At 72.4% G+C, this 11,077-nt stretch carries 10 protein-coding genes; 6 read left to right on the forward strand and 4 right to left on the reverse strand.

The genetic code is table 11. The features are described 5' to 3' along the window. Positions 1-2,216, forward strand: a 2,216-nt coding sequence (locus tag ACFP1K_RS39985) for a non-ribosomal peptide synthetase (protein WP_380763617.1), incomplete at its 5' end; no start/stop codon positions are given. Beyond that, the gene (locus ACFP1K_RS39990; RefSeq protein WP_380763619.1) at positions 2,216-3,040 is read left to right on the forward strand and encodes a methyltransferase domain-containing protein; all 825 of its coding nucleotides are present in this window, start codon (positions 2,216-2,218) and stop codon (positions 3,038-3,040) included. The genes ACFP1K_RS39985 and ACFP1K_RS39990, both read left to right, overlap by 1 nt. A 65-nt stretch (positions 3,041-3,105) precedes the next feature. On the opposite strand, the gene ACFP1K_RS39995 is transcribed toward ACFP1K_RS39990, so the two are convergent. The 3 genes from ACFP1K_RS39995 to ACFP1K_RS40005 all read right to left on the reverse strand — a co-directional run bounded on the left by ACFP1K_RS39995 (position 3,106) and on the right by ACFP1K_RS40005 (position 5,849). Further along, positions 3,106-3,819, reverse strand: a complete 714-nt coding sequence (locus ACFP1K_RS39995; protein ID WP_380763621.1) for a cation transporter — start codon at positions 3,817-3,819, stop codon at positions 3,106-3,108. Next, a complete protein-coding gene (locus tag ACFP1K_RS40000; protein ID WP_380763623.1) occupies positions 3,819-4,154 on the reverse strand; it encodes an ArsR/SmtB family transcription factor in 336 nt (111 codons plus the stop codon). Before ACFP1K_RS40000 ends, ACFP1K_RS39995 begins: the two co-directional genes overlap by 1 nt. Positions 4,155-4,292: 138 nt before the next feature. After that, complete coding sequence (locus ACFP1K_RS40005; RefSeq protein ID WP_380763625.1) at positions 4,293-5,849, reverse strand: glycosyl hydrolase family 18 protein; 1,557 nt, start codon at positions 5,847-5,849, stop codon at positions 4,293-4,295. Positions 5,850-5,988: 139 nt separating this feature from the next. Here ACFP1K_RS40005 and ACFP1K_RS40010 point away from each other — a divergent pair, with 139 nt between their 5' ends. Continuing rightward, positions 5,989-6,627, forward strand: coding sequence for an RNA polymerase sigma factor (locus tag ACFP1K_RS40010; RefSeq protein ID WP_380763627.1), 639 nt, complete (start codon positions 5,989-5,991; stop codon positions 6,625-6,627). After that, on the forward strand, positions 6,620-7,576 hold the full coding sequence (locus ACFP1K_RS40015) for a CU044_5270 family protein (protein WP_380763629.1): 957 nt from the start codon (positions 6,620-6,622) through the stop codon (positions 7,574-7,576). Before ACFP1K_RS40010 ends, ACFP1K_RS40015 begins: the two co-directional genes overlap by 8 nt. A 90-nt stretch (positions 7,577-7,666) precedes the next feature. Here ACFP1K_RS40015 and ACFP1K_RS40020 read toward each other — a convergent pair whose 3' ends face one another. Beyond that, a complete protein-coding gene (locus ACFP1K_RS40020) occupies positions 7,667-8,500 on the reverse strand; it encodes an alpha/beta fold hydrolase (protein WP_380763631.1) in 834 nt (277 codons plus the stop codon). A gap of 69 nt (positions 8,501-8,569) precedes the next feature. Here ACFP1K_RS40020 and ACFP1K_RS40025 point away from each other — a divergent pair, with 69 nt between their 5' ends. Together ACFP1K_RS40025 and ACFP1K_RS40030 are read left to right on the forward strand one after the other, a co-directional pair. Continuing rightward, positions 8,570-9,235 carry a TetR/AcrR family transcriptional regulator C-terminal domain-containing protein gene (locus tag ACFP1K_RS40025; RefSeq protein ID WP_380763633.1) on the forward strand — a complete coding sequence of 222 codons (666 nt, stop codon included), beginning with the start codon at positions 8,570-8,572 and terminating at the stop codon, positions 9,233-9,235. Positions 9,236-9,373: 138 nt separating this feature from the next. After that, on the forward strand, positions 9,374-11,032 hold the full coding sequence (locus tag ACFP1K_RS40030; RefSeq protein WP_380763635.1) for a sensor histidine kinase: 1,659 nt from the start codon (positions 9,374-9,376) through the stop codon (positions 11,030-11,032). Positions 11,033-11,077 lie beyond the last annotated feature (45 nt).

Below are 11,077 nucleotides of genomic sequence, written 5' to 3' on the forward strand. Positions count from 1 at the left end.
ACGACCTCCCCTTCGACCGCCTCGTCGAAGACCTCCAGCCCGCCCGCACCCTCACCCACCACCCCCTCATCCAGGTCTGCCTCACCGTCCAGAACGAGTTCGACTCCGTCGCCGGATTCGGGTTCGACCTGCCCGGCCTGGACTGCGCCGCCGAGAACGCGGGTCACGAGCCGGCCCGCTTCGACCTGGACGTGACGATGTCCGGCGACCGGCTCCAGATCGCCTACGCGACCGACCTGTTCGACCGGGCCACCGTCCAGGCCGTCGCCGAGCGACTCCTGATGGTCCTGACCCAGGCCGCCGCCGCCCCGGACACCCCGATCGGCCGCCTCGACGTGCTCACCCCGGACGATCGCCGCCGCCTGGCCGCCTTCAACGCCACCGGCGCCCCGCGGCCGTCCCGGACCGTGCCGGGGCTGTTCGCCGCGCAGGCCGCGCGCACCCCCGGCGCCCCCGCGGTCCTCCACGACGCGGGCCGGCTCACCTACCATCGGCTGGACGTCCTCTCCGACCGGCTGGCCCACCGGCTGCTGCGCGCCGGGATCCGGCCGGACACGCCCGTCCCCCTGCTGATGCGGCGCTGCCCGGAACTCGTCGTGGCCATCCTCGGCGTGCTCAAGGCCGGCGCCGCGTACCTCCCGCTGCACACCGAGCAGCCCGTCGCGCAGCTGCGCGCCGTGCTGGCCACGGTCACCGCCCCGGTGCTGCTCACGGGTCCCGGCTACCGCTCCCACGAGCTGATCACCGAACAGGCCGCCGCGGGCCGCGACGTCATCGTCGTCACCGGGGACGACCCGGACGGCGAGCCGGGCCCCGCCGGTCTGCCGGAGGTGGATCCGCGGCAGCTCGCCTACGTGATGTACACCTCCGGGTCGACCGGAACGCCCAAGGGCATCGCCGTCACCCACCAGGACGTCGCCGACCTCGCCCTGGACCCGTGCTGGAACGTGGCCCCCGGCGACCGCGTCCTTTTCCACGCCCCCCACGCCTTCGACGCGTCCGTCTACGAGATCTTCGTCCCGCTGCTGTGCGGCGCGGCGCTGGCCGTCTCCGGATCCGACCTCCTCGACCCGGCCGCCTTCGGCGACGTGCTCACCCGGCACGGGGTGACCCACCTGTCGCTGACCGCCGGGCTGTTCCGCGTGCTCGCCGAGGACGCCACCAAGGCGTTCGGCGGCCTCACCGAGGTCACCACCGGCGGCGACGTCATCGCCCCCCAGGCCGTCGCCCGGGTCCTGCGCGAGCACCCGGGTATCACGGTCCGCACCACGTACGGCCCCACCGAGACCACCCTCTGCGTCACCCAGACGCCGTACACCACGCCGGGCCAGGACGCGGCGCCGGTTCCGCTGGGGCGCCCGCTGGACGGGACCCGCCTGCACGTCCTCGACGACCGGCTCCGGCCCGTGCCGCCCGGCACCGAAGGCGAGATCTACCTCGCCGGCGCGGGTCTCGCCCGCGGATACGTGGGCCAGGCCGCGCTCACCGCCGAACGTTTCGTCGCCGACCCGTCGGGCCCTCCCGGCGGCCGCATGTACCGCACCGGGGACCTCGCGCGCTGGAACGCCGCCGGAGAACTGATCTTCACCGGCCGGGCCGACGACCAGGTCAAGATCCGTGGCCTGCGCGTCGAGCCGGGGCACGCCGAGGCCGCGTTCGCCGGGCTCCCCGGCGTCGGGCAGGCCGCGGTCGTCGTGGACGAGGACCCCGCCGGCGGCAAACGGCTGGTCGCCTACGTCACCCCGGCGCCGGACGCCCCCGGGGAGATCGACCCGGCCGCCCTGCGCGCCGAGGCCGCGCGGGTCCTGCCCGACTACATGGTCCCGGCCGCGGTCGTCGTGCTAGCGACGCTTCCCGTCACCCCGAACGGCAAGCTCGACCGCGCCGCGCTCCCCGCCCCCCGCCCGGCGACCGCCGGACGCGGGCCGCGCACGCCGCGGGAGGAACTGCTCTGCGGACTCTTCGCGGAGGTGCTGGGCCTGCCCGAGGTGGGCGCGGACGTCAGCTTCTTCGACCTCGGCGGGCACTCCCTGCAGGTGGGACGGCTGGTCAACCGCATCCGTACGGTGCTGGCCGTGGAGATAGGCATACGTACGGTCTTCGACGCCCCCACCGTGGCGAGGCTGGCGGACCGGCTAGAGGAGGCCCGCCCGGCCAGGCCGAAGCTGCGCCGCAGATCGCAGGCGCACACGATCGACGACACAAGGAGTGAGTAGTGGCGATACCTCCTGTTCTTCTCAAGGAAGACGAGCTTCTTCAGGACGAGACGACAAGCTCTGCCTATGAGACAGCCAGAGACATATCGAAGTACCTCCTCATGCACTACGGCTCCATCGAGGACGCCTTCGAACGCCCCCACCATCCGCTCGCGCCCTCGCACGGTTTACCGAGGCGCCTGTCGGAGGTACTGGAGCTGGTGGCGCTGCGCACGGGCACGAGTGTCTCCTCCGTCCTGGACGTGGGGTGCAGCGTCGGCGGGATCTCCCACGCCTTGAGCACGTGGGTGAAGGACGTCGTGGTCGGCATCGACTCCAGCGTGCGCTCCATCGAGGTCGCCCAGTCGCTGACCCGCCACGGCGGCGGCACCTTCAGCGTCGCGCAGCTCGGCCCGTTCTTCCGCGAGGTCCAGGTCACCCTCCCCGCCGCCGAGCGGCGCGCCCGCGTCGAGTTCGAGGTGGACGACGCCTGCGCCCTGGCCGCCCCGCACCGCCCCTTCGACGCCGTGATCCTCTCCAACGTCCTGGACCGCGTGAAGGACCCCGAGCTCTGCCTGAAGCAGTTCACCGACTCGGCCCGCATCCTGCGCCGCGGCGGCCTGCTCATGGTCGCCTGCCCCTGGTCCTGGTACCCCGAGTTCAGCTCCCCCGAGACCTGGTTCGGCTCCTCCAGCAACGGCACCACCAGCGAACAGGTCCTGAAGAACATCCTGTCCGCCGACCTGGACCTGATGCTGGAGAAGGACGAGGCCGGCGTCCTCCGCCAGAACCCCCGCGAGTACGACTACTTCGAGGCCCACGTCACCGTCTGGAGGAAGCGCTGACCCCGGGCCCTCCGCACCCGGCCGACCCCGGGTGACCGACGGCGCCCGGCCAGGTGCATGGCCCGCTACCTGGCCGGGCGCGCGGGGGGCCGAGGGGCGCAGCAGCCGTCCGCGCACGGGGCCGCGGCGTCCGGTGCCGGGGGCGGCGCGCAGCAGGTGTCGCCCCGCCAGGCGTCGCGTCCCTCCTTGACCGCGACCGCGGCGATGACCAGGGCGGCGACGGGGTCCGCCCAGGACCAGCCGAGGGTGCCGTTGAGCAGCAGCCCGGCCAGCAGCACGGCCGACAGGTAGGTGCACAGCAGGGTCTGCCTGGAGTCCGCCACGACCGAGGCGGAGCCGAGTTCGCGGCCGGCGCGGCGCTGGGCGTAGGACAGGAACGGCATGACCGCCAGCGACGTGGCGGCCAGGATCACGCCGGGCGTGGAGTGCTGTGCGTCGCCGGCGCCGAGCAGGGCGCGGACGGCGTCGGCGGTGACGTAGGCGGCCAGGGCGAAGAAGGAGAGCGCGATGAGCCGCAGCGCGGTCCTCTCGCGGCGCTCGTGGTCGGCGGCGGAGAACTGCCAGGCCACGGCCGCGGCCGAGGCCACCTCCACCACCGAGTCCAGGCCGAAGCCGATCAGCGCCGCCGACGACGCCAGGGTGCCGGCCGTGACGGCGACGACGGCCTCGATCACGTTGTAGGCGATGGTGGCGGCCACCAGCAGCCGGATCCGCCGCCGCAACGTCGCGCGACGGCCCACGGGAGGGGCCGGGACGGCGGCCGGACGCGTCACGGCCATCAGCAGCAGCCCTTGTCGTCCGCCTCGGCGCAGGTGCGGCCGGCCGCGACCGCGACGACGGCGGCGCGCAGGTCGTCCAGCGCGTGGCCGAGCCGCTCGTCGGCCAGCTCGTACCGGACGCGGCGCCCGACCGGCACGGTCACCACCAGGCCGCAGTCGCGCAGGCAGGCCAGGTGGTTGGACAGCCGGGTCCGGGACACTCCGAGCGAGTCGGCCAGCTCGGCGGGGTGCGCCGGGGCCTGCCGGAGCGCGACGAGGATCCGGCACCGGATCGGGTCGGCCAGGGCGCGCCCGAACCGGGCGAGCACCTCGATCTCGGAGGCGATCGTCAACATGGCCTCAGAGTACATGGAACCCTGAATTCAGGGAATCATGGATTATGCCGGGAGGGTGAGGGCCGCCAGGTGGCGCGGGGGCCCTGAACAGGCGGAAGGCCGCCCCGGTCATCCGGGGGCGGCCTCGCGAGCCCGCCGTCAGCGGCCCTGCAGTGCCTTGACGTTGTCGCCGAAGGTCCAGTTCCTCGATCCGTCCCAGTTGACGGACCAGGTCATCAGACCCTTGAGCGCGCCGCCGAAGGCGTTCCAGCTCTGGGACACCAGGGAGGGCGCCATGTAGCCGCCCCCGGCTCCGCTCTGCGCGGGCAGGCCGGGCACCTGCTTGTCGTAGGGGACCCTGATCGTGGTGCCCTGGATCACCAGGCCGTTGTTCAGGCAGGTGGTCTGCGCGGTGAACCCCTGCACCGTCCCGGCGGAGTAGGAGTCGCCCGAGCAGCCGTACATGCTGCCGTTGTAGTACTGCATGTTCAGCCACCAGAGGCGGCCGTTGTCGGCGTACTTCTTGACGATCGGCAGGTACGCCCCCCAGATCGACCCGTAGGTGACGCTGCCGCCGGTCACGTACGCCGTCTCCGGCGCCATGGTCAGGCCGAAGTTGGACGGCATCTGGGCGAGCACGCCGTCGATGATGCGGATGAGGTTGGCCTGGGACGTGGACAACTGGTTGATGTTGCCGCTGCCGGTGAGGCCGGTCTCGATGTCGATGTCGATGCCGTCGAAGTTGTACCGCTTGAGGATCGGCACGACGGTGGCGACGAAGCGGTCGGCGACGGCGCTGGAGCCGAGGTCGATGCCGGCGGTCGCGCCGCCGATGGACATCAGGATCGTCGCGCCGGCGGCCTTGGCCGCGCACATCTCGGCGGGGGTGGCGACCTTGACGGTGGCGTCCATGCCGTCCTCCCACAGCACGGTCCCGTCGGAGCGGATGACCGGGAACGCCGCGTTGATGACGTTGTAGCCGTGGGCCTTGATGCGGGAGTCGGTGATCGGGATCCAGCCGAGCGGCGGGTGCACGCCGTTGGACGCGCCGTCCCAGTTCTCCCAGTACCCCTGGAGCACCTTGCCCGCCGGCCTCGACTTCACCGCGCACGTGCCACCGGTCGGCGTGACCGTCGGCGTCGGCGTGGGGGTCACGGTCGGGGTGGGCGTCGGGGTGGGGGTGCGCGTCGGCGTGGGGGTGACGGTCGGGGTGGGCGTGGGGCTGGCCGGGGGCACGCCGGGACCGTCGAAGCTGACGTCGTCGGCGTAGTAGGTGCCCTGCCCGTACCACCCGTGCAGGTAGACCACGGCGCTGGTCTGGCCGGCCGCGGTGGTGAAGGGGACGGTGAGCTGGGTGTACGCCGCCGACGAGGTCCAGGTGGACCCGCCGCCGTTCACGCCGAGGTAGACGTAGTTGCCGCGCACCCACGCGGTCAGGACGTAGGCGGTGCTCGGCCGGACGGTCACCGTCTGGCTGCACCGGGCGTTGTCGGAGGCGCTCGCCGCGCCGGACAGCGCCTTGGTGCCGGACCGGACCGGCGACCCGACCACCGACCCCAGCCCGCCGGTGCAGGACCAGGGCGACAGCGCGCCGCCCTCGAAGCCCGGGTTGGCGAGAAGGTTGGCGGCCTGAGCGGACGTCTGCGTGACGAGCACCCCTATGGCCGCCAGCAGCAACACGACTGCCGGCACCAGGAGGCGGGGGGTTCGCTTCATGGGGGTACGACCCCTTCTTATAGGAAAGTTTCCTAAGAGTTGCCGTGATCGTAGCTCCGGTACCAATGCCGTACAAGGCCCAAAACAGGACATCTGCCCGGCGAGTGAAATGTTCCGAGAACTCAAGTCAGGACTTCGGGTGAAAGAGGATGACCACACCGAGGAACGGAGCCCAGGCTTGATAGCCGACGTGAGCGTGGAGGACGCGAAGCTGATCCAGCGTTCCAGGCGGGATCCCGCCGCCTTCGGCGCCCTGTTCGACCGGCACGCGCCCGCCCTGCACCGCTACGTGACGCGGAGGCTGGGTGACTCGGTGGCCGACGACGTCGTCGCGGAGACGTTCCTGGCCGCCTTCAGACGCCGCGACCGCTACGACGTGACCCACCCCGACGCCCGTCCCTGGCTGTACGGCATCGCGGCCAACCTGATCGGCAAGCACCGCCGCAGGGAGGTACGGCTCTACCTCGCCCTGGCGAGGACCGGGACGGACCAGGTGGCGGAGAGCTACGCCGACCGGGTCGACGCCAGGGTCTCCGCGTCGGCGGCGCACCGCGAGCTCGCCGGGGCGCTCGCGGTGCTGTCGCCGGAGGACCGCGAGGTCCTCCTGATGATCGCCTGGGCGGACCTGAGCTACGAGGAGGTGGCGCTCGCCCTCGCCATACCGATCGGCACGGTCCGCTCACGGCTGCATCGCGCCCGCAGGAAGACACGCGCCGCGCTCGGCGGCGTCGATCCGTCCGCCGTCGCTTCGGACGAGGAGGAGGCCGACCATGGATGACCTGAGGATCCTCGGCGAGATGCGCGCCGACGCGCCCGAGCCGGACGCCGCCCGCCTGCGCGGGCTCCGCCGCCGGGCGACACGGCGGCGGAGGTTCGTGCTCATGCCGTCCGCGCTGGTCGCGGCCGCGGCCGCGGCGACGGTCGTCGCGGTCGTCGTCAACGCGCCCGGCGAGCCGGCGGCGCCGCCCCCCCTCCCCTCCGTGGGGACGGTCCTGCTGAACTCGCGGACCGTGCTGGAGAAGGCGGCCGCGACCGCCGAGAAGCGCGCCGTCCCACCGGAACCCCGCCCCGACCAGTGGGAGTACACCAAGACCCTCGACGTGCAGCCCGCCGACGGCCATGTCACCACGCATGAGTCCTGGGTGCGCTACGACGGCAAGCAGAGCGCCGGACAGGGTATGGACGGCGTCTTCAAGGTACGGGACATCCCACCCGATCCCGGTGACGACGATCTGTCGCCCCGGCAGTACCGGCGCAAGCTCCTCAAGCTCCCCACCGACCCCGCCGAGCTGCTCGCCCACGTCCAGGGCGACCGGCACTGGATCGACTACCCCAAGGAGGAGGGGGTGCGCAAGGACGTCGAGGACCCCGACTCGCGGGCCTACCGCATCCTCTCGCTCTACCTGAAGCAGCAGGCGGTCATGCTCCCCGACCTGGAGGCCGCCATCTTCCGCGCGCTCGCCCAGATCCCGGGAGTGCGGATCGAGCAGGGCGTCACCGACGCGACCGGCCGCAAGGGACTCGGCCTGTACCGCCCCACGATCGGTGAGGAGGGCCAGCGCCGCCACATCATCCTGGACCCCCGCACCTACCGTGTCCTGGCCGACCAGACGACCTGGCTGCGCGACGAGTCGATCCAGGGCGAGGTGGCGTTCCGCAAGGGCGCGGTCTTCGCCGTCGTGTACCTCGCCTCGGGCATCGTCGACAGGCCCGGCGAGATCCCCTAGACCCGCCACCCGCGCCCCGCCGGTCCCATCGGGGAGACGCGAAGCGGCCCTCCCGGCTCTGCCGGGGGGCCGCATCCCGCGTGGGACGGGCTACGCCCGTGCCGTGGGGAGGCGGCCGTCGGCGACCGCCTCGATGACGGCGGCGACCTGTGCGGGGTGCTTGACGTCGGCGCCGTGGTCGCGCCCGCGCATCACCACGCGCTCGGCGTGCGGCATCACGCGCTCGATGGCGTCGAGCCGCTCGGGGATGTGCGCCGGGTTGCGGTCGCCGCCGAGCAGGACGGTCGGCACCCGGATCGTGGCGTAGGTGCCGAGCCGGACGCCGAGCCTGTCCAGCGCCTCAAGGGAGTCGATCTGGGCGGGGACGAGCCTGCGGTACCGGGGGATGAGCGCGACGCCGACGCCTGCCAGCGCGGCCTGCCAGCGCGGCACGCCCGCGGCGCCGTGCGTGAAGACGGCGAGGGCCTTGCCGGGCCTGCCGGCCGCGAGCGCGGCCCGGGCCGCGGTGAGCACGTGGCCGTCCTCGCCGCTCAGCGGCGGCCCGATGACGGCGGCGGGCTCGAAGACGACCGCGCCGGTGAACGAGTCCGGCGACGCCGCCAGGGCCTCCAGTGCCACCACCCCGCCGTCGGAGTGGCCGTACAGGACGACCGGCCCGCCGACCGCCCGCACGAGCGCGAGGACGTCGTCGACCTCCTCGGCGACCGTGCACGGCGCGCCGCCCAGCCGGGGATCGGCCTTGAGGTCCAGCCGGTACTGGCGGCGGTGCGGGCGCACCACGCGAAAGCGCCTGGCGAGGATCGTGGCGATCTTCCCGCAGCGCGTGCCGTCGTCCAGCCCCGGCCCGAGCATCACGATGACCGGGCCCCGTCCCTCGTCGTACGCGCGGACGTCGGTGCCGTCGGCCGAGGTCGTCGTGAGCATGGCCATCCCCGTGACTCGATGGTTCCTTAGCAGCGCTAAGGTACGCTTAGCATTGCTAAGGTGTCAATCATGGACAAGCGCCCCGCCGTGACGCGGCGAACGCTGATAGAGACAGGCCTGCGCCTGCTCGACGAGGTGGGCCTGGACGGCCTGACGGTCCGCCGCCTCGCCGCCGAACTCGGCGTCAAGTCCCCCGCGCTGTACTGGCACATCCGCACCAAACAGGAACTCCTCGACGGAATGGCCGACGCCATCGTCCGGTCCGGCGGAATGGGCCCGCCCCACCCCGGCGAATCGTGGCAGGACTGGCTCACCCGCCGCGCCCACGCCTACCGCACCGCCCTGCTCTCCCACCGCGACGCCGCCCGCGTGGTCGTCGGCGCCACCACCCTCAGCCCCTCCGCCATCCAGCTGTTCGACCGCGAGCTGAGGGCGATGACCGCCTTCGGCTTCACCCCCGTCCTGGCGCTGCGCACCGTCGCGACCCTCACCCACTACGTCACCGGCTTCGTCCTCCGGGAACAGACCCCCCGTCCGGACCCCGCGCCCCAGCCCTCCCCGGCCGACCTCCTGGACGAGTCGAGCCCCCTGCTGGCGGCCGTCCGCGAGGGCGGCGGCACAGCCGGCACCGAGACCTTCACCCACGGCCTGCGAGCCCTCATCGACGGCACCGCCACCGCCCTGGCCCGCTCCGGGGATCGAGGACCCGCGGACAGGGGATCGTCACCGCGGTGACGGGAGCCCGGAGGCCCCGGTGGCGAAGGGACTTCCGCGCCGGGGGATTCGCGGGCCGCGGAGCGGATGGGCGCTGTGCGGCGTTGATGCGAGAATCCCGGTATGGCCTCCGACGCGTCCCGATCAATGGTCCCGAACATGCGGCTCGACGAGTTGCTGTCCGAGCTGCAGATCAGGCTGGAGGCGGTTCTGGCCACCCGTGACCGGGTGCACACGCTGCTGGAGGCGGTGGTCTCCATCGGCAGTGATCTGCAGCTGGAGACGGTGCTGCGGCGGATCGTGGAGACGGCGACCCGGCTGGTGGACGCCAGTTACGGGGCGCTCGGGGTGGTGGGTGAGGAGAGCACGCTGCTGGAGTTCATCCCGGTGGGGCTGAGCGAGGAGGAGATCGCGCGTATCGAGCACTGGCCGCACGGGCTGGGGTTGCTCGGTCTGCTGATCAAGGAGCCGATGCCGTTGCGGCTGGCGTCCATCTCCGATCATCCCGAGTCGTACGGTTTTCCTCCCGGTCATCCGCCGATGGGGTCGTTCCTCGGGGTGCCGCTGCGGGTGCGTGACGTGGTCTTCGGCAACCTGTACCTGACCGAGAAGCGCGGGGGCGCGGAGTTCGACGAGGAGGACCAGGCGGTGGTGACCGCGCTGGCCACCGCGGCCGGTGTCGCGATCGAGAACGCCCGGTTGTACGAGGAGACGCGGTTGCGGGAGATCTGGCTCCAGGCGTCGTCGGACGTCACAACCGCGTTGTTGTCGGGCGCCGGGAGTGAGCAGGTGCTGCGGCAGGTGGCCGATCGTGCCCGGGAGATGGCCGATGCCGACCTGGTGACGATTCTGTTTCCCGCCGAGGACGCCGGGACGTTGCGGGTGAGGATCGCCGAGGGCGGCGGTGATCTGGCGGGCGCCGAGGTGAGCGTGGCCGATTCGCTGTCCGGGGCCGCGTACAGCACCGGGGAACCTCAGATGGTGAACGAGCTGGGAAACCGGGACATCGCGGATGTCGCAGGTGGCAGGGCGTCGTGGGGGCCGGCGGCCGCGGTGCCGCTGGGTGCGGCGGGGTCGGTGCGGGGGGTGCTGACGCTGGGCAAGCGGCCGGGGCGGCAGCCGTTCACTCCGGCGATGTTGCGGATGCTGCACGCGTTCGCGGGGCAGGCGGCGCTGGCACTGGAGCTGGCCGAGGCGCGGCAGGACGCCGAGCGGCTGGGGCTGCTGGAGGATCGTGACCGGATCGCCAAGGATCTGCACGATGTGGTGATTCAGCGGTTGTTCGCGGTGGCGATGACGTTGATGAGCACGGTGCGGCTGGTGGAGCGTCCAGAGGCGTCGACGCGGTTGCGGCATGCCATCGATGAGCTGGATGAGACGATCCGGCAGATCCGGTCCACCATTTTCGCGCTTCAGGCTCCCCGGGATGTCGCCGATCCGAGTCTGCGGGCGCGGGTGGTGGATCTGGTGGAGGGGGCCCGGGGGCATCTGGGGTTCATGCCGGGGCTGCGGATGGAGGGGCAGCTGGACAACGCGGTGCCCGCGCCGGTGGCCGATCACCTGCTGGCCGTGCTGCAGGAGGCGTTGTCCAACCTGGTGCGTCATGCCAAGGCCACCAGTGCCGACGTCTCGGCCACGGTGCACCAGGACCGGGCCACGCTCGTCGTCAAGGACGACGGGGTCGGCCTGCCGGTGGACGGCCGGCGCAGCGGGTTGCGCAATCTGCAGGAGCGGGCCGAGCAGCTGGGGGGATGGTTCACCGCCGAGTCCCCGGCGGGGGGTGGGACGGTGCTCACCTGGAGTGTGCCGCTCAGGTGAGGCGTCGTCCGGAGATCTGTTCGGTGTGGATCATGATGTAGTGGT

Origin of the sequence: Sphaerisporangium aureirubrum (assembly GCF_042658925.1) — a bacterium.
Classification (GTDB): domain Bacteria; phylum Actinomycetota; class Actinomycetes; order Streptosporangiales; family Streptosporangiaceae; genus Sphaerisporangium; species Sphaerisporangium aureirubrum.

Coding starts and splice junctions, on each gene's coding strand:
- ACFP1K_RS39995 (WP_380763621.1), bottom strand. CDS start 3,819: ATGGCCGTGACGCGTCCGGCCGCCGTCCCGGCCCCTCCCGTGGGCCGT.
- ACFP1K_RS40000 (WP_380763623.1), bottom strand. CDS start 4,154: ATGTTGACGATCGCCTCCGAGATCGAGGTGCTCGCCCGGTTCGGGCGC.
- ACFP1K_RS40005 (WP_380763625.1), bottom strand. CDS start 5,849: ATGAAGCGAACCCCCCGCCTCCTGGTGCCGGCAGTCGTGTTGCTGCTG.
- ACFP1K_RS40015 (WP_380763629.1), top strand. CDS start 6,620: ATGGATGACCTGAGGATCCTCGGCGAGATGCGCGCCGACGCGCCCGAG.
- ACFP1K_RS40020 (WP_380763631.1), bottom strand. CDS start 8,500: ATGCTCACGACGACCTCGGCCGACGGCACCGACGTCCGCGCGTACGAC.
- ACFP1K_RS40025 (WP_380763633.1), top strand. CDS start 8,570: ATGGACAAGCGCCCCGCCGTGACGCGGCGAACGCTGATAGAGACAGGC.
- ACFP1K_RS40030 (WP_380763635.1), top strand. CDS start 9,374: ATGCGGCTCGACGAGTTGCTGTCCGAGCTGCAGATCAGGCTGGAGGCG.